This window comes from Pseudomonas fildesensis (assembly GCF_001050345.1).
In the GTDB taxonomy this organism is placed as follows: Bacteria; Pseudomonadota; Gammaproteobacteria; order Pseudomonadales; family Pseudomonadaceae; genus Aquipseudomonas; species Aquipseudomonas fildesensis.
The window spans coordinates 256045-276973 of sequence record NZ_LFMW01000007.1; the positions used below are offsets into that span (position 1 = coordinate 256045).

Genomic DNA, 20929 nt, shown 5'->3' on the forward strand with positions numbered 1-20929 from the left:
GCTAAGCTGCAAGCATGGATGACTCAGATTATTTGCGCCTGCTCACCGTGGCAGCCGAACAAGCCAACGCATTCCTGTCCAATGCCCGCAAATGGGAGCGTGAGCGTTGGGTCTGCCAGCGCCTGCTGCAAGGCCTGAACGTGCCCTACCGCGCCGAGGAGTTTCACGCTGCCGGGCAAGAGCCGCCAGACGTGCTGTTTCGTGATGCCAGTTTCGAGGTGTTTTTCGTGCTGGATGAGGGGCGGCGCCTGAACGACGAATGGCGCGATGAATTGCTGCGTCGGCGCAGTGCATTCTCCCTGAGCCAACTGGTACGGCGCGAAGCCAAGCCAAGGCGGATTCCGGCCCATGAGTTCCTGCTGCGCCTGGCACCCACATTGCGCAAGAAGGCCCACAATTACAAAGAGCGCGGGATGGACCTGGGCGAGTTGGATATCGTCGCCTTCACCAGCCTCAAGCGTGAAGTGCTCGACCTCAACAGCCATTTCCCGCCGCCCACCGAATACCTGCGCCAGGGCTGGCGCTCGCTGTCGCTGGTAGGGCCGACCTTTGCACGGGTGCTATTCGCCCACCCCGACGCACCGGATTTCTTGCGCAACAACCTGGGCCGCAGCATAGTATTCGACGTGGGCATCAGCCTGTGACGCGGGCACAGGCTACGCTTGTGGCGATACCGCCATCCCCTGACTGTAACGTGGTGCCCTTTTGCAACGTCTATCCGACGAGGCCTTATATGACCAGCCGCCTGAACCCCGATGACCAACAGCATGTCGAAGAGTACCTGCAACTCTCCCAGAACCAAGTCGAGCGCAAGCCTTTCCGGCCGTGGCTGCTCCTTGGTGTGGTGCTAGTAGTGGTAATCGGCCTCGGTTTGCTGAGCCGCCTTTTGAGTTACCTGACGCTATGAGCTGCCTGGCGCTCGCGGGGGTAACTGCTCCGATTTCTTTTAGCCTTGCGAGATATCCCCATGACCCATCGTATTATTATCGTCGGCGGCGGCGCCGGCGGCCTGGAGTTGGCTACCCGCCTGGGTAAGACTCTGGGCAAGCGCGGCACCGCCAGCATCACGCTGGTAGATGCCAACCTCACCCATATCTGGAAACCGCTGCTGCACGAAGTGGCCGCCGGCTCCCTGAATTCATCGGAAGACGAACTCAACTACGTCGCCCAGGCCAAATGGAACCACTTCGAGTTCCAGCTGGGGCGCATGAGCGGGCTCGACCGTGAACAGAAGAAAATCCAGCTGGCCGCGACCCTGGACGAAGAAGGCCGCGAGTTGGTACCTGAGCGCGTGCTGGGCTATGACAGCCTGGTGATCGCGGTCGGCAGCACCACCAACGATTTCGGCACCGAGGGCGCGGCGCAGCACTGCCTGTTCCTCGACACCCGCAAACAAGCCGAGCGCTTCCACCAACAATTGCTCAACCACTACCTGCGCGCCCACGCCGGGCAGACCGATGTGGTTGAGCAGATCAGCGTCGCGATCGTCGGCGCCGGTGCCACCGGTGTTGAACTGGCCGCCGAGCTGCATAACGCCGCCCATGAACTGGCGGCCTATGGCCTGGACCGCATCAAGCCGGAAAACATGCACATCACCCTGATCGAAGCCGGGCCACGGGTGCTGCCTGCCCTGCCGGAACGTATCGGCGGGCCTGTGCATAAAACCCTGGAGAAACTCGGGGTAACCGTGCTGACCAACTCGGCCGTCAGCGAAGTGACGGCCGACGCGCTGATCACCAGCAGCGGCCAGGTCATCCCCGCCAGCCTCAAGGTGTGGGCTGCCGGTATTCGCGCGCCGGGTTTCCTCAAGGACATTGATGGGCTGGAAACCAACCGCATCAACCAACTCCAAGTGCTGCCGACACTGCAGACCACCCGTGACGAGAGCATCTTCGCCTTCGGTGATTGCGCCGCCTGCCCGCAACCGGGCACCGACCGCAATGTACCGCCACGGGCCCAGGCTGCACACCAGCAGGCATCGTTGCTGGCCAAGTCGCTGAAGTTGCGCATCGAGGGCAAGGATTTGCCATCGTACAAGTACACCGACTACGGCTCACTGATCTCGCTGTCGCGTTTTTCGGCGGTAGGTAACTTGATGGGTAACCTGACCGGCAGTGTGATGCTGGAGGGCTGGCTGGCGCGGATGTTCTATGTGTCGCTGTACCGCATGCACCAGATGGCGCTGTATGGCTTCTTCCGTACGGCGATGCTGATGCTGGGCAGCAAGATCGGACGCGGGACCGAGCCACGCCTGAAACTGCACTAAAACGCGGCCCCCTGAAGGGTCTCGGTCAATGTGGGAGGGGGCTTGCTCCCGATAGCGGTGGGTCAGTCAGCTATTTAGTAACTGACACATCGCAATCGGGAGCAAGCCCCCTCCCACATTTGATTTACTGCGTTTTCAAGTTTCGCGCAGGCAAAAAAAATCCCCGTATCTTTCGATACGAGGATTTTTAATATGGTCGGGGTAAGGGGATTCGAACTCCTGACATCCTGCTCCCAAAGCAGGCGCGCTACCGGACTGCGCTATACCCCGGAAAAAAAAGGCGACCTTTCAGTCGCCTTCTTCGATCAGCGCTTTTGGCATCTGATCTTAAGATTCGATTCCAGCGTTAACTGGTCTCAAAAATGGTGGGTCGTGTGGGATTCGAACCTACGACCAATTGGTTAAAAGCCAACTGCTCTACCAACTGAGCTAACGACCCAAATATGGTCGGGGTAAGGGGATTCGAACTCCTGACATCCTGCTCCCAAAGCAGGCGCGCTACCGGACTGCGCTATACCCCGGTTTTGAAATTGGCTCCGTGACCAGGACTCGAACCTGGGACCCAATGATTAACAGTCATTTGCTCTACCGACTGAGCTATCACGGAACTACATATTTCAAATGTACAACTTTTACTGCGATGTAAGCTTCTCGTTGATCCGTCCGTATCGCTACGTTCGTGTCTCCGAGGCGCGCTATTCTACAATCTTAAAAACCCCTGTCAACCCTTTAAATTGCTTTTAAGACAATGATTTGCGCTTCTTTCTGATTTCTCCTTGGGGAGAAGAAACCCGTGGGCTGACGTTCCTGCGGGGGGCACTTTACAAGCCTTTGCCTTACAGTTCAACGCCCTATCGAAAAAAAAGGCCCCGCAATGCGGGGCCTTCTCTTTATAGCCATACAGACTGGACTTAGTGGAAGACGATTTCGTCGTTTTCCACCGTGGCCGTAACGCTGGTCCCCGGCATAAAGCTGCCCGACAGGATCAACTGCGCCAGCGGGTTCTCGATCCAGCGCTGGATCGCACGCTTCAACGGCCGTGCGCCATACACCGGGTCGTAACCGACTGCGATCAGCTTGTCCAACGCCTCGCGGCTCAACTCCAGTGACAACTCGCGCTCGGCCAGGCGGCTGCGCAGGCGACCCAACTGGATCTCGGTGATGCCCGCGATCTGATCCCGTGCCAATGGCTCGAAGATCACCACTTCGTCGACCCGGTTGATAAATTCCGGACGGAAGTGCGAGGTCAGCGCATCCATTACAGCAGCGCGTTGGCCTTCACGATCACCCACCAACTCCTGGATCTGCGCCGAACCCAGGTTGGAGGTCATCACGATCACCGTATTACGGAAGTCCACGGTGCGCCCGTGACTGTCCGTCAGACGGCCATCTTCCAGCACCTGTAGCAAGATGTTGAACACATCCGGGTGGGCCTTCTCGACCTCGTCCAGCAGGATCACCGAGTAAGGCTTGCGCCGCACGGCCTCGGTCAGGTAACCGCCCTCCTCATAGCCTACATAGCCTGGTGGAGCACCGATCAGGCGAGCCACCGAGTGTTTCTCCATGAATTCGGACATATCGATCCGTACCATCGCCTCTTCGGTATCGAAGAGGAACTCGGCCAGGGCCTTGCACAGCTCGGTCTTACCCACGCCGGTCGGGCCGAGGAACATGAACGAGCCGCTCGGACGGTTCGGGTCGGACAACCCGGCGCGGGAACGCCGCACCGCGTTCGACACCGCCACCACCGCCTCTTCCTGACCGATCACGCGCTGGTGCAACAGGCTTTCCATCTTCATCAGCTTGTCGCGCTCGCCTTCGAGCATTTTCGACACTGGAATACCGGTCCACTTGGAGACAACTTCGGCAATTTCTTCCTCGGTCACCTTGCTGCGCAGCAACTGGTTCTCGCTTTTGCCGTGCTGGTCGACCATCTGCAGGCTGCGCTCCAGGTCCGGGATCACCCCGTACTGCAACTCAGCCATGCGGTTCAGGTCGCCTTTACGCCGCGCCGCTTCCAATTCCTGGCGCGACTGCTCGATCTTTTGCTGGATCTGCGCAGAACCCTGTACTTCGGCTTTTTCCGAGGTCCAGATTTCTTCCAGGTCCGAGTACTCGCGTTCCAGGCGGAGGATTTCTTCCTGGAGTTTTTCCAGGCGTTTCTTCGCTGCTTCGTCCTCTTCTTTCTTCAGGGCCTGTGATTCGACTTTCAGTTGAATCAGACGCCGATCCAAACGATCGAGCACTTCCGGCTTGGAATCGATTTCCATGCGAATGCGGCTGGCCGCTTCGTCTATCAGGTCGATGGCCTTGTCGGGCAGCTGCCGGTCGGTGATATAGCGATGGCTCAGTTTGGCCGCCGCAATGATCGCGCCGTCAGTGATCGCCACCCTATGGTGGACCTCATAGCGCTCTTTCAGGCCACGCAGGATCGCGATGGTGTCTTCTTCGCTCGGCTCTTCCACCAGCACTTTCTGGAAACGTCGCTCAAGGGCCGCGTCTTTTTCAATGTACTGACGGTATTCGTTCAGCGTGGTGGCACCGACGCAGTGCAACTCGCCCCGCGCCAACGCCGGCTTGAGCATGTTGCCAGCGTCCATGGAGCCCTCGCCTTTACCGGCGCCAACCATGGTGTGCAGTTCGTCGATAAACAGAATGATCTGCCCTTCCTGCTTCGACAGTTCGTTAAGCAGGGATTTCAGGCGCTCTTCGAACTCGCCACGGAATTTGGCACCGGCAATCAGCGAGCCCATGTCCAAGGACAGCAGACGCTTGCCCTTCAGGCCGTCCGGCACTTCACCGTTGATGATGCGCTGGGCCAAGCCCTCGGCAATCGCGGTTTTACCCACGCCTGGCTCACCGATCAGCACCGGGTTGTTCTTGGTGCGACGCTGCAGGACCTGGATGGTGCGACGGATTTCGTCGTCACGGCCAATCACTGGGTCAAGCTTGCCTTCTTCGGCGAGCTTGGTCAGGTCGACGGTGTATTTATCCAGGGCCTGGCGCGACTCCTCGTGATTGGGGTCGTTTACCGCATCGCCGCCACGCAGGTTGTTGATGGCATTTTCCAGGGCCTTCTTGCTGACGCCCTGGCCCAGCAACAACTTGCCAAGCTTGCTGTTTTCGTCCATGGCGGCGAGCAGCACCAGCTCGCTGGAGATGAACTGGTCACCTTTCTGCTGGGCCAGACGGTCGGCCTGATTCAGCAGGCGCGCCAAGTCCTGGGACATGTTCACGTCGCCGGTAGGATTTTGGATTTTCGGCAGTTGGTCGAGCTCTTTGCTCAACTCCTTGCGCAGGCTGGTTACATCAAAGCCCACCTGCATCAGCAAGGGCTTGATAGAACCACCTTGCTGTTCCAGGAGCGCCTGCATCAAGTGCGCAGGCTCAATCGCCGGGTGGTCGAGGCCGACCGCCAGGGATTGGGAGTCCGATAAGGCCAACTGTAATTTGCTGGTTAAACGATCAATACGCATTAGTCACCTTCCTTTTGAGCAGGCCGGAGCTATGTAGGAGCGAGCTTGCTCGCGAGAAACACATCCTGAATGAAGAAACCTGCCAGATAGCTCTATAGATGTGGTCGATTCTGGGAGATTCAAGCGATAGAGCGTTGACGCAGATCAGAACAGTCTAGCGCTCAAGCCAGATAAGGGAGGCAAACCGACCGGTGCGCGGAGTGCGGCGGTAAGAAAAGAAGCGTGGATCAGTCACGGTGCAGAAACCGCCACCGTAAACCGCCGTGATACCCCGTGCTGCCAAGCGCAGGCGGGCCAGCTGGTAGATGTCAGCCATGAACTTGCCGGGATTGCGACTTGGCACAAACGCTTCGGCGGTGATAGGCAACTGCTGCATGAAGGCTTCACGCACCTCCGGGCCAACTTCAAAGGCTTGCGGGCCAATCGCCGGGCCCAGCCAGACCAGTACCTCGGCAGGCTCGGTTTCCAGGCTTTCAAAAGCCGCCTCCAATACCCCAGCCGCCAGGCCACGCCAGCCGGCATGGGCAGCAGCGACACGGGTGCCGGCAAGATTGCAGAACAGCGCAGGCAGGCAATCGGCAGTCATGGACGTACAGGCGACGCCAGGGGTGCTGGTCCAACTGCCATCGGCTTCGGCAATACGGCCAGGATCGGCTTCGACCACGTTGACACCGTGGACTTGGCGCAGCCAGGCCGGTTCAATAGTGAAGGCATCGCTGAGACGACGGCGATTCTCAAGGACGGCCGCAAGGTCGTCCTCGACATGATCGCCCAGGTTGAGGCTGTCGAACGGCGCCAAGCTGACGCCGCCCGCACGGGTGGTGACGCAGGCTTTGACCTGAGCCGGCGCGGGCCAGTCAGGAATCAGCCAGTCATTCACCCGACAAACGCCTCGCGATCCTGCTTGAGCAGCGACAACAACCAGACCAGATCGTCTGGCAGAGGCGATTCCCAGCTCATCCGCTTACCGCTCGTCGGATGATCCAGTTCCAGGAAACGTGCATGCAGTGCCTGGCGCGGGAAGGATTTCAGCGATTCAACCATGGTCATACTGGCCGCAGGCGGAATACGGAAGCGACCGCCGTAGGCCGGATCTCCGACCAACGGGAAGTTGATGTGGGCCATATGCACGCGAATCTGGTGCGTACGACCGGTTTCCAGTTTGACCCGCACGTGAGTGTGGGAACGGAAACGCTCCAGCACACGGTAGTGGCTGACGGCCTGCTTACCGCCCTCCATCACCGCCATACGCTGGCGCTGCTGGCCGTGGCGACCGATCGGCGCGTTGATCTTGCCACCCGCCACCACCACACCGATCACGATGCATTCGTAGATCCGGCTGACGCTGCGGCTCTGCAACTGTGTGACCAACTGCGTCTGCGCTTGAATGGTCTTGGCCACCACCATCAAGCCGGTGGTGTCCTTGTCCAGACGGTGCACGATGCCGCAGCGCGGGACATTGATGATGTCCGGCACATGGTGCAACAGGGCATTGAGCAAGGTGCCATCAGCGTGCCCGGCTGCCGGGTGAACCACCAGGCCTGCGGGTTTGTTGATCACCAGGATGTCATCGTCTTCATAGACGATATCCAGCTCAATGTCCTGGGCGATCCATTCTCCCTGGGCTTCCTGCTCTGCAGTCAGCTCAAGAATCGCACCGCCATGCACTATGTCTCGCGGGCGGATAACCGCTCCATCCACAGTCAGGCGGCCGTCTTTGATCCAGGCGGAAAGGCGCGAGCGCGAGTGCTCAGCGAATAATTGTGCGGCGACTTGATCGAGGCGTTGGCCGCCCAATTCGGACGGCACCTCTGCGCGAAGTTCAATTTTATCGGACATGCTCAGACTAGGCGTGGCACAGCCTTTGGTTTCGGCTGCGCGCTTGTGGTTAAATACGGCGTCTTTTGCCCCGAGGCTTTCAACGGGGCGCTCATCATAACAGGACGGCCCCGCCCAAGACAGCGGCCGTCATAGGGACGCAAGCCGCCATGCAAGTGAAACACCTGCTGCTGATCGCCATCCTCGCCATGACTGCTGCTTGCTCGTCAACCAAGGACGTCGTCGACGAAAACCTGAGCGAAGTCGAGCTGTACCAACAAGCTCAGACAGACCTGGACAATAATAGCTACACCAGCGCCACAGCGAAGCTGAAGGCATTGGAGTCGCGTTATCCGTTCGGGCGCTACGCCGACCAGGCACAGCTTGAGCTGATCTACGCGAACTACAAGAACGCCGAGCCGGAAGCTGCCAAGTCCGCCGCAGAGCGTTTTATCCGCCTGCACCCGCAGCACCCGAACGTCGACTACGCCTACTACCTCAAAGGCCTGACCTCCTTTGACCAGGACGTTGGCCTGCTGGCGCGCTTCCTGCCGCTGGACATGACCAAGCGTGATCCTGGCGCTGCCCGCGACTCCTACAACGAGTTCGCGCAGCTGACCAGCCGCTACCCCAACAGCCGCTACGCGCCGGACGCCAAGCAGCGCATGATCTATCTGCGCAACCTGCTGGCTTCCTACGAAATTCACGTAGCCCACTACTACCTGACCCGTCAGGCGTATGTAGCAGCCGCCAACCGTGGCCGTTATGTAGTGGAGAACTTCCAGGAAACCCCTTCCGTGGGTGACGGCCTGGCGGTGATGACCGAGGCTTACCAGCGCCTGCACCTGGACGCCCTGGCGACCACCAGCCTGGAAACGCTGAAGCTCAACTACCCGGACCACCCAAGCCTGAAAGACGGCCAGTTCGTGCCTCAGGTTGCCGAAGCGGACAACCGTTCGTGGCTGAGCAAGTACACCCTGGGCCTGATCGAATCCCGTCCACCGTTGCCGCCGGGCGAAACCCGCGCCAACCAGGACGTGATCAAGCAGTTCCAGGATGCCAAGGAAGCGATTCCTTCGGACCTCAAACCGCATGACGAGAACGGCGACGTGATCGAAGAGGAAGAACCTCAAGCCCTGGGCAACAACCAGGACCGCTCGTGGTTCAGCTACATGACCTTCGGTGTATTTGACTGATCGTTCGACGCTACGCAAAAAGGGAGCCCTCAGGGGCTCTCTTTTTTGTGGGCGAGTATTTATTGCGCTGTGCGCCCGACACGTCCTTGGCTAAACTGGCGTATTCCCTGTCGAGAAACCACCCATCATGCTTCGTCTACTGTTCTGGATTGCCGTCATTGCTGCCGCGGTATGGTTCTGGCGCAAATTCAAAAGCCCTGCTGCCCGGCAACAACGGCAAGGCGAGCCTGACGCAGCCTTGATGGTGCGCTGCGCCCATTGCGGCGTGCACCTGCCGCAAGATCGCGCCCTGAGCTCACGCCAGGACTGGTATTGCACCCAGGCGCATCTGGAACAGGGTCCGAAGTCTATCCAGCGTTGAACCGGCCTTCTGGCGCATAGGGTGCAGGGTCAATGATCGGCGCGCGCCCAAGTAACAGATCGGCGAACAACTGGCAGGATGCCGGCGCGAGCACCAGGCCATTGCGATAATGCCCGCAGTTGAGCCACAGCCCTTTAAAACCAGGCACTTCGCCGATGTAGGGAATACCTTCCGGCGAACCGGGCCGCAAACCGGCCCAGTGGCCTACCACCTCGGCATCCGCCAGGGCGGGAATCAACTCCACGGCCGAAGCCTTGAGGCTTTCCAGCGCCGATTCGGTCGGCGTCTTGTCGAAGCCTTCATGCTCCAGGGTGCTGCCAATCAGAATGTGCCCGTCGCGCCGGGGGATTGCATAACGCCCCTTGGCCAGGACCATGCTCGATAAAAAATCCGACGCACACTTGTACAGAATCATCTGGCCTTTAACCGGCTCCAAGGGCAGCGACAGGCCCAGCTTACCCAGCAACTCCCCACTCCAGGCACCTGCCGCGAGCACGACCTGATCACCGAGGATCGGTCCTGTAGCAGTAGTCACACCCACTACGTTGTCGCCTTCCAGAACAAACCCGTCTACTTCGCACTGCTCGTGAATCGTCACACCTGGGAGCGCCAACAGCGCCGCCTTGAGGGATTTGACCAGGCGCGGGTTGCGCACGTTGGCCACATTCGCCATGTAGATGGCCTGGGAGTAACCGCCTCCCAGCACCGGAACCGCATCATGGGCGGCAGAGACATCCACCTTGCTCAATGGCCGGCCTTCGCGCACAGCCCAGGCCAGCGCTTCGGCTTCGTCATCCAGGTCAAGCCAGTAGAGGCCCGTGGTGTGAACTTCCGGATCAACGCCAGTGGCTGCAAACAAACGTTCTGCCAGTTGCGGATAAAAATCCTGCGACCAATGAGCCAACGCAGTGACCGCAGGGCTGTAGCGCCACGGATACAACGGCGAAACAATGCCGCCGCCCGCCCAGGATGACTCCTGCCCCAGCCCTGCACGCTCCAGCAGCACGACCGCCTGCCCCTGGGTCGCAAGGTTGAACGCCGTCAACAACCCGATGACTCCGCCACCGACAATCACTACTTGCTGCTTAGCCATCATTTGATCCAGCCGATAAAAAGGGAAAAGCGCGCGCGGCGCCCAATCATCCAGCACTCGCATCATTGCCCCCAGCACGCTTGGCGCGACATTTCAGGCGCCGCGCCCGGATTGGTCCGCGCGCCGGTACTGGCCAGGCTGAACGCTCCGCAAGGGTCACCCGCCATGACTGCGTCGACGGCAGGTGTAGCCAGCAGACTGAAGTCCTGAGGGCTCAATGCAGCGGTGATTCTATAGCGATCATTGCCAGCACTGACGCCGCTTGTATCAATAAAAGTGCCGTTCCTCGTGTAAAAACGCTCCAGGTGCTGAGCTTGCTCGGTCAGCAACACCACAATTTCCGCGCGATAGGCTTTTTTTACGTGGCCGGTGTAACCCGGGTAGGCAATCCCGGCCAGCAACGCGACGATCGCCACGGCAATCAGTAACTCGATCAGGGTAAAACCCCGGCTATCCATGCCCATTGCACTGCTCCTTAATACAGTTGCCGCCACAAAACACGCTGATACCGCGAACGCCCTTCTTCCTCTACCCCCGCATACATCGCCTCAAGCACGGTGCGCGATTGACCACTGAGCCCCACCGCCGTAATCCGATACAGCGTCGCTGGCATTCCAGGTGGCAAATGAACCAGCCCCAGCGCGGGCCCCAGTGCTTGAATAGCGTAGAGACCGCCACCCATGGCGACCCACGTCACCGCCGAAACAGGGTGAGTCCCGGCGCCAGCCACTGAAGACGACTCCCCCGGCGGCGCACATGTAATGATCGACGGGCACGCTGGCCATGCACTGCCCGCCCGCAGCACAGTCAACTCCCCCAGCCTGAGGCCGGTTTCGGCACTTTGAAGTGACTGGTTGCGGTGCAGGACACTGCCGGCGATTTTCTGCTGGGACACAGCGCCTCGTATCGAAGACAGGCCAATCAGTGATAACAACAGCAGGAACACCAGGCTGATCAACAGCACCATGCCCGCCTGCCGAAGACGAATAACGTGATCAAGCATCATGACCCCCTACCCCAGCCGGTTACGCAGCGCCGCAACGACGCTCCAGGTTTGATTTTTCACTCGTCCGGTCGGGTCTTGCAGCGTCAGCAAGATGCGTACGCTGCGTATCAGTGATTCGTCGGGGGGGCTCGGGTCATAACGCACCACGTGAGTCGACCCAGGCATGGCCGCCACACCAAAACTGAAATCGAACGCCTGTACGTTATCCACCAGCACCGCCCTGGCCGGGGCTGCAGGTGTGCTGACTTTCAACTGGCCCGACTCGAAGGTGTAGGTGAGTTGGCGTATCGCAAACTGTATCTGCCCTGGCGCAGCGGGCGGTGAGGCCCCCGAATAGGCCTGGGCAGCACCGGAACAATCGGACAACACCGTCCAATCCGGCCTGCCGCCGCCCTCTGCAATATAAGCAGTGACCAGGGTCAGAGACCTGGCGTTGCCCGCAGCGCCCCAACTGATCGGTCGATCAAAAGCCAATGGCGCATTCTCGATAAACGCCGTGGCCTGGCAGCCAAACATGCCCGCCAGACGAATGTCCTGAATCAACTTGCCGAGCACAAACCGCGCGTCGTCCTGCAGCACCATGGCCGCCTGCTGACTGGCCTGCGTTATTCGCGCACTGATCGCGACCTGGCTGACCCCGAGCGTCAGCACCAGCCCAACGGCCAATGCCAGCAATAGCTCCAGCAAACTGAAACCCCGTGCAGGCCGTTTCATTGCATCACCCCCGATTCATTGGTGATGCGACTGGTCAGGGTGAAGGTTTCCCGTGCCCCACGGGTGTTCGTGCCCCTGGCGTCATCCCAACTGATGCTGACCGTTACCTCATTGGCGCGAATGGCCACCGAGCCTTTGGCGCTCTCCCCGGCAAACCCGATGATATTGGCCTCGAAATCATGCAGGTCGAGGTCACGCACGCTGGCAGTCGAGGTCACAGGCGGCGCGCGGTCAGATCTTCCCCACGCGTAGTCGGCGCCTGCATTGGCGCGAATCCGGTCCAGCATGTCGTAAGCGATAAAACTGGCCTGGCTGGTCATCCGGGCGCTGTCGGTGTACTTGAGCGCATTGAGCTGGACCACCGTGGCGCCCAACAGGCCGATCGAGAGAATCACCACGGCCACCAACACCTCGATCAGGGTCATGCCGACTTGGAACCGTGGGAAAATGGGGCTCAAAAAAGTATTCGGGCAGGCAAGCATTACCGTCGTCATCCGTGTCGAGGGCCGAAAAAAAGCAGGAAAAACCTGCTGTGCGGCCCAAGACTAGCGCCGGTTTTTGGCCCGCGCTGCTCCGGGAACAAAGGGAAATACTTTGGACATAAAGGCCATCATTCAGCCCCCAGGCTGGGCGCTATACCTATGTCTACCATCTGAATATAAAACGCGTCCAAGGAGGGACGGCACATGACACAACGAGGCTTTACTCTCATCGAACTGCTGCTCGGGTTGCTTGTGAGCGGCATTCTGGCCCATCTGGCAGTGCCCAGCTTCAAGGGTTTGCTTGAATCGCAGCAGCGACAAAATGCAGCGCAGTCTTTAGTTGGCGGCCTGCGCTATGCACGCACCGAAGCCATCGCACGTAACCGGGCGGTCGTCATTCATGCATTGCGCGACGACTGGAGCCTGGGATGGCGAGTGATCGTGGACGTGAGCGGACGCGGATATCTGGACGACGACAATCCGGTTCTGTTGGAGCACCAGGATACTGGACATGTACCGATCATGGGCAACGGACCGGTCAAGCGCCAGGTGCGCTTCAGCGGGTTGGGCGAGCCGGTGTTTGCAGGAGGAGGATTTCGGGCTGGCACCCTGCATGTGTGCGCCACGGATCAGCCGCAAAGCCTGTTTCAGGTAGTGCTGGCCCCCAGCGGGCGCGTCAGCCTGCGCAGTGATAAGACCGAGCAGGCATTATGCCGGGGTTACTCCGCTACCCTGGGTATCAGAGCAGCGAGCGAACCCGCAGCTCCTTGGGCATGGAGAAAGTAATGTTCTCTTCGCGCCCGGCCAACTCATCGGCACCGGTGGCCCCCCATGCCTGCAGTTGCTGGATCACGCCGCGCACCAGTACTTCGGGAGCCGAGGCGCCCGCCGTGATGCCGATGCGTTCGACACCGTCGAACCAGCTGCGCTGCATGTCTTCGGCGCCGTCGATCAGGTACGCCGGCGTCGCCATGCGTTCAGCCAGTTCGCGCAAGCGGTTGGAGTTGGAGCTGTTAGGGCTGCCGACGACCAATACCACGTCGCACTCGTCCGCAAGTTGCTTGACCGCATCTTGACGGTTTTGGGTGGCGTAGCAAATGTCGTCCTTGCGTGGGCCGCCGATGGCCGGGAAGCGCGTGCGCAGGGCATCGATAACTCGACTGGTGTCATCCATGGACAAGGTAGTCTGAGTCACGAACGCCAGCTTTTCAGGGTTGTGCACCTGCAGCGCGGCCACGTCTTTCTCATCTTCCACCAGGTAGATCGCGCCGCCATTGCTGGCGTCGTACTGGCCCATGGTGCCTTCGACTTCCGGGTGGCCAGCGTGGCCGATCAGGATGCATTCACGGCCGTCACGGCTGTAGCGCGCGACTTCGATGTGCACCTTGGTCACCAGCGGGCAGGTCGCGTCGAACACTTTAAGGCCACGGCCGGCGGCTTCGGTGCGTACCGCCTGGGAAACACCGTGGGCGCTGAAGATGACGATGACGTCGTCCGGCACCTGGTCCAGTTCTTCAACGAAGATGGCACCGCGACTGCGCAGGTCTTCGACCACGAATTTGTTGTGGACGACTTCATGACGCACGTAAATCGGCGGGCCGAAGACTTCCAGGGCGCGGTTGACGATTTCGATCGCCCGGTCCACACCGGCGCAGAAGCCACGGGGGTTGGCGAGTTTGATTTGCATGCTGTGCCTCGTGTCTTGCCGTGTAGGAGCGAGCTTGTGTGGCGAGGGAGCTTGCTCCCGCTGGGTTGCGAAACAACCCCAAACTGCGCGATCGAGTCACATAAGATGCAACTCGGTGAACGGTTTGGGAGTACTGCGCACTCCAGTGGGAGCAAGCTCCCTCGCCACAACAAGCCCCGACCTACAGTAGGCCGGAGTCGTCGTTTAGATCGCTTTAACGTCAAAAATTTCAACGTCAAACGTCAAGGTTTTACCGGCCAGAGGGTGGTTGAAGTCGATGGTCACTTGCGCGTCATCGAAGGTTTTGACCACACCAGGCAGTTCGGTATTCGCCGCATCATTGAAGATCACCAGCAAGCCCTCCGACAGCTCCATGTCCTGGAACTGCGAGCGCGGGATGACCTGCACATTTTGTGGGTTGGGCTGGCCAAAGGCGTTTTCCGGCAGGATCTGCAGGGTACGCTTGTCGCCGGCCTTGAAGCCGAACAGGGCCGCTTCGAAACCCGGCAGCAGGTTGCCGTCGCCGACCTTGAAGGTTGCCGGGGCCTTGTCGAACGTGCTGTCGACCGTGTCGCCATTTTCCAGGCGTAGTGCGAAATGCAAGGTGACTTCCGTGTTCTGGCCGATGCGTTGCTCAGCCAATACCTGATCAGTCATTGACGGTCTCTCCGGTTTTCTTACTTTTGAACATATCCAACGCCAGCATGATTGCACCGACGGTGATGGCGCTGTCGGCAAAGTTGAACGCCGGGAAGTACCAGCGGTTCTGCCAATGCACCAGAATAAAGTCGATCACATGGCCCAGGGCAATGCGGTCGTACAGGTTGCCCAATGCACCGCCCAGCACCAGGGCCAAGGCGATAGCCAACCACGTGTCATCGCGACCCAGTCGCTTGAGCCAGACTACCAACACCGCACTGACCACCACGGCGATCAGAGCGAACAGCCAGCGCTGCCAGCCGCCACTGTCAGCAAGGAAGCTGAAAGCGGCGCCAGTGTTGTAGGCCAGGGTCCAGCTGAAGTAATCCGGGATCACCACGATTTGCTGGAACATCTCCAGGGTGCCCTCGAAGTGAGCCTTGCTGACCTGGTCAATGACCAGGACCAGCAAACTCAGCACGAGCCAGCCCAGACGTCCAAAACGACCGACTGCATTAGGCATAGTGGCGAACCTCGCCAGCACCGCTGATGTTATCGACGCAGCGACCGCAGATTTCCGGATGCTCCGGGTTCACGCCGACGTCTTCACGGCAGTGCCAGCAACGGGCGCACTTGGCGAACGAAGACTTGACCACTTTAAGCTTGAGGCCTGGCACTTCGGTGGCGACGGCATCAGCCGGGGCCTGGGCGAACGGTGCCAGGCTCGCGGTCGAGGTGATCAATACGAAGCGCAGTTCGTTGCTCAGCTTGGCCAGGTCGGCGGTCAGGCCTTCCTCGGCAAACAGGGTGACTTCGGCCTGCAGGTTGCCACCGACGGCCTTGGCCGCGCGCTGCACCTCCAACTCCTTGTTCACGGCAACTTTCACTGTCATCACGCCTTCCCAGTACTCGCGACCCAGTTCGAAGTCGGCCGGCAATTCAGTCAGGCCCTCGTACCAGGTGTTGAGCATCACCGATTCGTTACGCTCGCCTGGCAGGTACTCCCACAGTTCGTCTGCGGTGAAGGCCAGGATCGGCGCGATCCAGCGCACCAGCGCTTCGGAGATGTGGTAAAGCGCAGTCTGCGCCGAACGGCGCGCCTTGCTGTTGGCGCCGGTGGTGTACTGGCGATCCTTGATGATGTCGAGGTAGAAACCACCCAGTTCCTGCACGCAGAAGTTGTGGATCTTCGAGTACACATTCCAGAAGCGGTATTCGCCGTAGTGTTCCTGCAATTCGCGCTGCAGCAACAGGGCACGGTCCACCGCCCAACGGTCCAGGGCGAGCATGTCTTCGGCCGGCAGGATGTCGGTGGCCGGATCGAAGCCGGTCAGGTTCGACAGCATGAAGCGTGCGGTATTGCGAATACGACGGTAGGCATCGGCGCTGCGTGCCAGGATCTGATCCGACACCGCGATTTCGCCCGAGTAATCGGTAGAAGCTACCCACAGACGCATGATGTCGGCGCCCAAGGTTTCGTTGATCTTTTTCGGCTCGATCACGTTCTTCAGCGACTTGGACATCTTGCGGCCCGTCTCGTCGACGGTAAAGCCGTGGGTCAGCAGTTCGCGGTACGGTGCCTGGTTGTCGATGGCGCAACCGGTCAGCAACGACGAGTGGAACCAGCCGCGGTGTTGGTCCGAACCTTCCAGGTACAGGTCGGCACGCGGGCCGGTCTCGTGGCCCATCGGGTGCGAGCCGCGCAGTACGTGCCAATGGGTGGTACCCGAATCGAACCACACGTCGAGGGTGTCGCTGATCTTGTCGTACAGCGGCGCGTCGTCGCCCAGCAGCTCGGCGGCGTCCAGCTTGAACCAGGCCTCGATGCCTTCCTGTTCAACGCGCTGGGCCACGGTTTCCATCAGTTCGACGGTACGCGGGTGCAGCTCGCCGCTTTCCTTGTTGAGGAAGAACGGGATCGGCACGCCCCAGTTACGCTGGCGGGAGATGCACCAGTCCGGACGGTTGGCGATCATAGAGTGCAGGCGCGCCTGGCCCCAGGCCGGGACGAACTTGGTTTCTTCGATGGCTTTGATCGCGCGGTTACGCAGGGTGTCGCCGCGGGTCGGTTGTTTGTCCATGCCGATAAACCACTGCGCAGTGGCGCGGTAGATCAGCGGGGTCTTGTGGCGCCAGCAGTGCATGTAGCTGTGCTTGATGGTTTCGGTGTGCAGCAACGCACCGACTTCACGCAGCTTGTCGATGATCGGCTGGTCGGCCTTGAAGATGAACTGGCCACCGAAGAACTCCAGCGATGGCGAGTAAACCCCATTGCTCTGCACCGGGCTGATGATGTCATCGTTGACCAGGCCGTATTTCTTACAGATCAGGAAGTCGTCGACGCCATAGGCAGGCGAACAGTGCACCACACCGGTACCCGAACCCAATTCGACGTAGTCAGCCAGGTACACCGGCGACAGGCGGTCATAGAACGGGTGACGGAAGTTGATCAGTTCCAACGCGGAACCGGTGGTGGTGGCGATTACCGAACCTTGCAGCTCGTAACGCGCCAGGCAGGCCTCGACCATTTCCTCGGCCAGCACCAGCAGGCGGTCACCGACGTCCACCAGGGCGTAGGTGAATTCCGGGTGTACGTTCAGCGCCTGGTTGGCCGGGATGGTCCACGGCGTGGTGGTCCAGATCACGATAGTCGCCGGCTTGGGCAGGCTCGCCAGGCCAAAGGCCTCGGCCAACTTGGCCTCGTCGGCGATCGGGAACGCGACGTCGATGGTCGAAGACTTCTTTTCTTCGTACTCGACTTCCGCTTCAGCCAGGGCCGAACCGCAGTCGAAGCACCAGTTCACGGGCTTGAGGCCCTTGAACACGAAGCCGCCCTTGACGATTTCAGCCAGGGCGCGGATTTCACCGGCCTCGTTCTTGAAGTCCATGGTCTTGTACGGGTTGGCCCAGTCGCCCAACACACCCAGGCGGATGAATTCGGACTTCTGCCCTTCGATCTGCTCGGTGGCGTAGGCACGGCACAGTTCGCGGGTTTTATCGGCGCCCAGGTTCTTGCCGTAGGTCACTTCGACTTTGTGTTCGATCGGCAGGCCGTGGCAATCCCAACCTGGGACATAAGGTGCGTCGAAGCCCGAAAGGGTTTTCGAGCGGATGATCATGTCCTTGAGAATTTTGTTCAGCGCATGACCGATGTGAATCGTGCCGTTGGCATAAGGAGGGCCGTCGTGCAGGACGAATTTCGGACGATCCTTGCCAATTTCGCGCAACTTTCCGTACAGGCCAATACTGTCCCAGCGCTGCAGGATCTGCGGTTCGCGCTGTGGCAGGCCGGCCTTCATTGGGAAGGCGGTGTCCGGAAGGTTTAGCGTGGCTTTATAGTCGGTCATTTAAGGCTCTTCGGTTAGCGATGGGCGCTAGGTGCGGCTAGTGCACGGGCGGCGGCGACATCCGCATTGATCGCCGTTTTCAACGCCTCAAGGGAGGCGAATCGCTGCTCTTCACGCAGCTTCTGGTGGAATACCACCGTCAAACGCCGGTCATACAAATCCCCGGCAAAATCCAAAAGGTGAACTTCCAGGTGGGCCTTGCCATCACCTGCAACCGTGGGCCTGACGCCTATATTGGCGACTCCCGGCCACGGTTGGCCGTCGATATCGACACTCACCAGGTAAACCCCGGTCAGCGGCACACGACGGCGCTTGAGTTGCACGTTGGCGGTTGGCGTGCCCAATTGGCGCGCCAGCTTCTGCCCGTGCAGTACCCGCCCGGCGATGCGGAACGGGCGACCGAGCAAGCGCTCGGCCAAGGCGAAGTCGGCAGCGGCCAAGGCGTTACGCACTTGGGTACTGCTCACGCGCAGGCCGTCCAGTTCGACGGTTTGCGCGGCTTCGACGGTAAAACCTTGTGTGATCCCGGCGTGTTGCAGGAAATCGAAATCACCTACCCGGTCACATCCAAAACGGAAGTCGTCGCCGACCTCCAAATGCTGTACGCCCAGGCCATCCACCAGGATACGGTCGACGAACTCGGCGGCGCTGAGGCTGCGCAAACGTTGGTTGAAGGCCAGGCAGAGCACACGGTCCACGCCTTCTTCAGCCAACAGTTGCAGCTTGTCACGCAGGCGGGCAAGGCGCGCGGGCGCCGTTTCCGGGGTGAAAAATTCCCGCGGCTGTGGCTCAAATATCACCACACAGCTGGGTACGCCCAACTCGACCGCGCGCTCGCGCAGCCGAGCCAGGATAGCCTGGTGGCCACGGTGAACACCGTCAAAATTGCCAATAGTGGCGACGCAGCCCCGATGCTGGGGGCGCAGGTTGTGGAGACCTCGAACCAGCTGCATAACGCGCTTCTTGCTCATAAAGTGGTCGATTATAACCACACCCGGCCCCGGACGACAGGCAACAGCGCAGGGCAAATGGATCGAATCGATAAAACACCTGTTTTATCGCGGTAAAGTCTCTTGTGTGCTGCCTCGCAAATACAGAACCTGTTTTGACGAGACAGGGCACTACTCCAGCGACTTTCGATTGAAATCCCGCAGGCGGAAGCCCTGCAGTAGCAACATCCCGAAGTACACCACCACCCCGGCGGCGACCAGCACGCCCAGGCGCATGAAGCGCTCCAGCATATGGCCTTGATCCCAGGCAGGCATGAAGTGCATCAAGCCGAGCAGCACCGCCGACATCATCGCCACCGCCACCAGCAGTTTGAGGGCAAACATGCCCCAGCCCGGCTGCGGCTGGAACATCTGCTGCTTGCGCAGTTGATAGAACAACAGGCCAGCATTGATGCACGCGCCGACGCTGATGGCCAAGGCAAGCCCCGCGTGGGCCAGCGGGCCGATAAACACCAGGTTGAGCAGTTGCGTGACGACCAGCGTGAAAATCGCGATTTTCACCGGGGTGCGGATGTTTTGCTGGGCGTAAAAACCGGGTGCCAGCACTTTGATCACGATGATCCCGAGCAGGCCGACGGAGTAAGCGACCAGCGCATGCTGGGTCATCAATGCGTCATGCGCGTCGAATTGCCCGTACTGGAACAGCGACACCGTCAGCGGCTCAGCCAGGATCCCCAGGGCCAGGGAGCAAGGCAATACCAGCACGAAGCACAGGCGTAGGCCCCAATCGAGGATGCGCGAATATTCCTGGCGATCCTTGCTCGCGTAGGTACGCGCCAGGGTTGGCAGCAAAATCGTGCCCAGCGCCACGCCGAGCACACCGGACGGCAGCTCCATCAGGCGGTCGGCGTAGTACATCCACGATACCGAGCCTGAGACCAGCAGCGAGGCGAACGCGGTGTTGATGATCAGCGAGATCTGGCTGACCGAGACCCCGAGGATCGCCGGCAACATGTTGCGCATCACCCGCCAGACGCCGGTGTCCTTGAGGTTCAGGCGCGGCAGTACGAGCATGCCGATCTTCTTCAGGTGCGGCAGCTGGTAGAGCAATTGCGCCAGGCCACCGGCCAGCACGGCCCAGCCGAGGGCCATGACCGGCGGATCGAAATACGGCGTGAGGAACAGCGCGAAAATAATCATGCTGACGTTAAGCAGGGTCGGCACGAACGCCGGCACCGAGAAACGGTTCCATGTATTAAGGATCGCCCCGGCGAAGGACGACAGGGAAATCAGCAATATATAAGGAAAGGTCACCCGTAACAGATCAGTGGTCAGCGCGAATTTTTCCGGAGTATTGACAAAACCGGGGGCGGTGGCCCAGATCACCCAGGGCGCGGCGAGCATGCCGACGATGGTCACCAGCATCAGCACCAGGGTCAGCAGACCCGAGACGTAGGCAATAAAGGTACGGGTAGCTTCCTCGCCTTGCTGGGTCTTGTACTCGGCCAGGATCGGCACGAAGGCCTGGGAAAACGCGCCCTCGGCGAAGATGCGCCGCAGCAGGTTGGGCAATTTAAAGGCAATAAAGAAGGCATCCGTGGCCATGCTGGCGCCAAAAATACGCGCCAGCAGGGTGTCACGCACAAACCCCAAAACCCGGGAGATCATCGTGATAGAGCTGACGGCAGCCAACGATTTGAGCAGATTCATTGAAAGAGTTTGCGCCTTTAGATAATGAGCAGGCGAACTGTGCGCCTACTTATGCGATACTGCGCGCCTGCAACAGCACAGAGCCAAAGCTCGCGAGTTTACAGGTCAAGCGCCGGAAATAAATCACCCGCCTCTTCAGATCGACCACTCAGCAGTTCGCATCAGCCGCCCTTGACAACCCATC

General features: G+C 59.9%; 20 protein-coding genes and 4 tRNA genes. 6 read left to right on the top strand and 18 right to left on the bottom strand.

The features are described 5' to 3' along the window. Window positions 1-14: 14 nt before the first annotated feature. From ACR52_RS11620 to ACR52_RS11630, 3 genes are all read left to right on the top strand, one after another. Window positions 15-644: a DUF1780 domain-containing protein gene (locus ACR52_RS11620; protein ID WP_010213242.1), complete on the top strand. Its 630-nt coding sequence runs from the start codon at window positions 15-17 to the stop codon at window positions 642-644. Window positions 645-733: 89 nt separating this feature from the next. Next, window positions 734-907: a DUF3094 family protein gene (locus ACR52_RS11625; RefSeq protein WP_048724181.1), complete on the top strand. Its 174-nt coding sequence runs from the start codon at window positions 734-736 to the stop codon at window positions 905-907. Between the two features lie 60 nt (window positions 908-967). Further along, window positions 968-2266, top strand: a complete 1299-nt coding sequence (locus ACR52_RS11630) for an NAD(P)/FAD-dependent oxidoreductase (RefSeq protein WP_048724184.1) — start codon at window positions 968-970, stop codon at window positions 2264-2266. A 193-nt stretch (window positions 2267-2459) separates the two neighbouring features. On the opposite strand, the gene ACR52_RS11635 is transcribed toward ACR52_RS11630, so the two are convergent. The 7 genes from ACR52_RS11635 to rluD form a co-directional block, all read right to left on the bottom strand. Next, window positions 2460-2536: transfer RNA gene (locus ACR52_RS11635), tRNA-Pro, on the bottom strand. A gap of 93 nt (window positions 2537-2629) precedes the next feature. Then, window positions 2630-2705, bottom strand: a tRNA-Lys gene (locus tag ACR52_RS11640). Between the two features lie 5 nt (window positions 2706-2710). Beyond that, a tRNA-Pro gene (locus ACR52_RS11645) sits at window positions 2711-2787 on the bottom strand. A 10-nt stretch (window positions 2788-2797) separates the two neighbouring features. Further along, window positions 2798-2873, bottom strand: a tRNA-Asn gene (locus ACR52_RS11650). A gap of 304 nt (window positions 2874-3177) precedes the next feature. Beyond that, window positions 3178-5742 (bottom strand): ATP-dependent chaperone ClpB, encoded by a 2565-nt coding sequence (clpB, locus tag ACR52_RS11655; RefSeq protein WP_048724187.1) that lies wholly within the window; start codon window positions 5740-5742, stop codon window positions 3178-3180. 154 nt (window positions 5743-5896) lie between these two features. After that, entirely contained in the window at window positions 5897-6622 is a 726-nt protein-coding gene (pgeF, locus tag ACR52_RS11660) for a peptidoglycan editing factor PgeF (protein WP_048724190.1), read from the bottom strand. Next, window positions 6619-7581 (bottom strand): 23S rRNA pseudouridine(1911/1915/1917) synthase RluD, encoded by a 963-nt coding sequence (gene rluD, locus ACR52_RS11665; RefSeq protein WP_048724192.1) that lies wholly within the window; start codon window positions 7579-7581, stop codon window positions 6619-6621. The genes pgeF and rluD overlap by 4 nt, the downstream gene beginning before the upstream one ends. Window positions 7582-7730: 149 nt before the next feature. Here rluD and ACR52_RS11670 point away from each other — a divergent pair, with 149 nt between their 5' ends. Beyond that, complete coding sequence (locus tag ACR52_RS11670) at window positions 7731-8756, top strand: outer membrane protein assembly factor BamD (RefSeq protein WP_048724194.1); 1026 nt, start codon at window positions 7731-7733, stop codon at window positions 8754-8756. A gap of 127 nt (window positions 8757-8883) precedes the next feature. Then, on the top strand, window positions 8884-9117 hold the full coding sequence (locus ACR52_RS11675; RefSeq protein WP_048724195.1) for a PP0621 family protein: 234 nt from the start codon (window positions 8884-8886) through the stop codon (window positions 9115-9117). Here the strand turns inward: ACR52_RS11675 and thiO are convergent. The 5 genes from thiO to pilV are packed head-to-tail and all read right to left on the bottom strand — an operon-like array spanning window position 9104 to window position 12412. After that, on the bottom strand, window positions 9104-10213 hold the full coding sequence (thiO, locus tag ACR52_RS11680; protein ID WP_048724923.1) for a glycine oxidase ThiO: 1110 nt from the start codon (window positions 10211-10213) through the stop codon (window positions 9104-9106). The genes ACR52_RS11675 and thiO overlap by 14 nt on opposite strands. Before the next feature lie 59 nt (window positions 10214-10272). After that, window positions 10273-10674, bottom strand: a complete 402-nt coding sequence (locus ACR52_RS11685; RefSeq protein ID WP_048724199.1) for a type IV pilin protein — start codon at window positions 10672-10674, stop codon at window positions 10273-10275. Window positions 10675-10685: 11 nt separating this feature from the next. After that, entirely contained in the window at window positions 10686-11216 is a 531-nt protein-coding gene (locus ACR52_RS11690) for a PilX N-terminal domain-containing pilus assembly protein (RefSeq protein ID WP_048724201.1), read from the bottom strand. 6 nt (window positions 11217-11222) lie between these two features. Further along, window positions 11223-11930, bottom strand: a complete 708-nt coding sequence (locus ACR52_RS11695; protein ID WP_048724204.1) for a prepilin-type N-terminal cleavage/methylation domain-containing protein — start codon at window positions 11928-11930, stop codon at window positions 11223-11225. Then, window positions 11927-12412: a type IV pilus modification protein PilV gene (gene pilV / locus ACR52_RS11700; protein WP_048724206.1), complete on the bottom strand. Its 486-nt coding sequence runs from the start codon at window positions 12410-12412 to the stop codon at window positions 11927-11929. The genes ACR52_RS11695 and pilV overlap by 4 nt, the downstream gene beginning before the upstream one ends. A gap of 204 nt (window positions 12413-12616) precedes the next feature. Between pilV and ACR52_RS11705 the strand changes: the two genes are divergently transcribed. Continuing rightward, window positions 12617-13198 carry a GspH/FimT family pseudopilin gene (locus ACR52_RS11705; RefSeq protein WP_048724208.1) on the top strand — a complete coding sequence of 194 codons (582 nt, stop codon included), beginning with the start codon at window positions 12617-12619 and terminating at the stop codon, window positions 13196-13198. Here ACR52_RS11705 and ispH read toward each other — a convergent pair. The 6 genes from ispH to murJ form a co-directional block, all read right to left on the bottom strand. Next, window positions 13152-14099 (bottom strand): 4-hydroxy-3-methylbut-2-enyl diphosphate reductase, encoded by a 948-nt coding sequence (gene ispH / locus ACR52_RS11710; protein WP_048724209.1) that lies wholly within the window; start codon window positions 14097-14099, stop codon window positions 13152-13154. The genes ACR52_RS11705 and ispH overlap by 47 nt on opposite strands. 204 nt (window positions 14100-14303) lie before the next feature. After that, window positions 14304-14741: an FKBP-type peptidyl-prolyl cis-trans isomerase gene (gene fkpB, locus ACR52_RS11715; protein ID WP_173439239.1), complete on the bottom strand. Its 438-nt coding sequence runs from the start codon at window positions 14739-14741 to the stop codon at window positions 14304-14306. Window positions 14742-14748: 7 nt separating this feature from the next. Then, window positions 14749-15261: a signal peptidase II gene (gene lspA / locus ACR52_RS11720; RefSeq protein WP_048724214.1), complete on the bottom strand. Its 513-nt coding sequence runs from the start codon at window positions 15259-15261 to the stop codon at window positions 14749-14751. Further along, window positions 15254-18085, bottom strand: coding sequence for an isoleucine--tRNA ligase (gene ileS, locus ACR52_RS11725; RefSeq protein ID WP_048724216.1), 2832 nt, complete (start codon window positions 18083-18085; stop codon window positions 15254-15256). The genes lspA and ileS overlap by 8 nt, the downstream gene beginning before the upstream one ends. A gap of 14 nt (window positions 18086-18099) precedes the next feature. Further along, window positions 18100-19038, bottom strand: a complete 939-nt coding sequence (ribF, locus tag ACR52_RS11730) for a bifunctional riboflavin kinase/FAD synthetase (protein WP_048724219.1) — start codon at window positions 19036-19038, stop codon at window positions 18100-18102. Window positions 19039-19206: 168 nt separating this feature from the next. Next, the gene (murJ, locus tag ACR52_RS11735) at window positions 19207-20745 is read right to left on the bottom strand and encodes a murein biosynthesis integral membrane protein MurJ (protein WP_048724221.1); all 1539 of its coding nucleotides are present in this window, start codon (window positions 20743-20745) and stop codon (window positions 19207-19209) included. Window positions 20746-20929: the final 184 nt, after the last annotated feature.

What these genes read in the sequence shown, in the direction of transcription:
- ACR52_RS11620 (WP_010213242.1), top strand. Translation starts at nt 15, where the DNA reads ATGGATGACTCAGATTATTTGCGCCTGCTCACCGTGGCAGCCGAACAA.
- ACR52_RS11625 (WP_048724181.1), top strand. Translation starts at nt 734, where the DNA reads ATGACCAGCCGCCTGAACCCCGATGACCAACAGCATGTCGAAGAGTAC.
- ACR52_RS11630 (WP_048724184.1), top strand. Translation starts at nt 968, where the DNA reads ATGACCCATCGTATTATTATCGTCGGCGGCGGCGCCGGCGGCCTGGAG.
- clpB (WP_048724187.1), bottom strand. Translation starts at nt 5,742, where the DNA reads ATGCGTATTGATCGTTTAACCAGCAAATTACAGTTGGCCTTATCGGAC.
- rluD (WP_048724192.1), bottom strand. Translation starts at nt 7,581, where the DNA reads ATGTCCGATAAAATTGAACTTCGCGCAGAGGTGCCGTCCGAATTGGGC.
- ACR52_RS11670 (WP_048724194.1), top strand. Translation starts at nt 7,731, where the DNA reads ATGCAAGTGAAACACCTGCTGCTGATCGCCATCCTCGCCATGACTGCT.
- ACR52_RS11675 (WP_048724195.1), top strand. Translation starts at nt 8,884, where the DNA reads ATGCTTCGTCTACTGTTCTGGATTGCCGTCATTGCTGCCGCGGTATGG.
- thiO (WP_048724923.1), bottom strand. Translation starts at nt 10,213, where the DNA reads ATGATGGCTAAGCAGCAAGTAGTGATTGTCGGTGGCGGAGTCATCGGG.
- ACR52_RS11685 (WP_048724199.1), bottom strand. Translation starts at nt 10,674, where the DNA reads ATGGGCATGGATAGCCGGGGTTTTACCCTGATCGAGTTACTGATTGCC.
- ACR52_RS11690 (WP_048724201.1), bottom strand. Translation starts at nt 11,216, where the DNA reads ATGATGCTTGATCACGTTATTCGTCTTCGGCAGGCGGGCATGGTGCTG.
- ACR52_RS11695 (WP_048724204.1), bottom strand. Translation starts at nt 11,930, where the DNA reads ATGAAACGGCCTGCACGGGGTTTCAGTTTGCTGGAGCTATTGCTGGCA.
- pilV (WP_048724206.1), bottom strand. Translation starts at nt 12,412, where the DNA reads ATGCTTGCCTGCCCGAATACTTTTTTGAGCCCCATTTTCCCACGGTTC.
- ACR52_RS11705 (WP_048724208.1), top strand. Translation starts at nt 12,617, where the DNA reads ATGACACAACGAGGCTTTACTCTCATCGAACTGCTGCTCGGGTTGCTT.
- ispH (WP_048724209.1), bottom strand. Translation starts at nt 14,099, where the DNA reads ATGCAAATCAAACTCGCCAACCCCCGTGGCTTCTGCGCCGGTGTGGAC.
- lspA (WP_048724214.1), bottom strand. Translation starts at nt 15,261, where the DNA reads ATGCCTAATGCAGTCGGTCGTTTTGGACGTCTGGGCTGGCTCGTGCTG.
- ileS (WP_048724216.1), bottom strand. Translation starts at nt 18,085, where the DNA reads ATGACCGACTATAAAGCCACGCTAAACCTTCCGGACACCGCCTTCCCA.
- ribF (WP_048724219.1), bottom strand. Translation starts at nt 19,038, where the DNA reads ATGCAGCTGGTTCGAGGTCTCCACAACCTGCGCCCCCAGCATCGGGGC.
- murJ (WP_048724221.1), bottom strand. Translation starts at nt 20,745, where the DNA reads ATGAATCTGCTCAAATCGTTGGCTGCCGTCAGCTCTATCACGATGATC.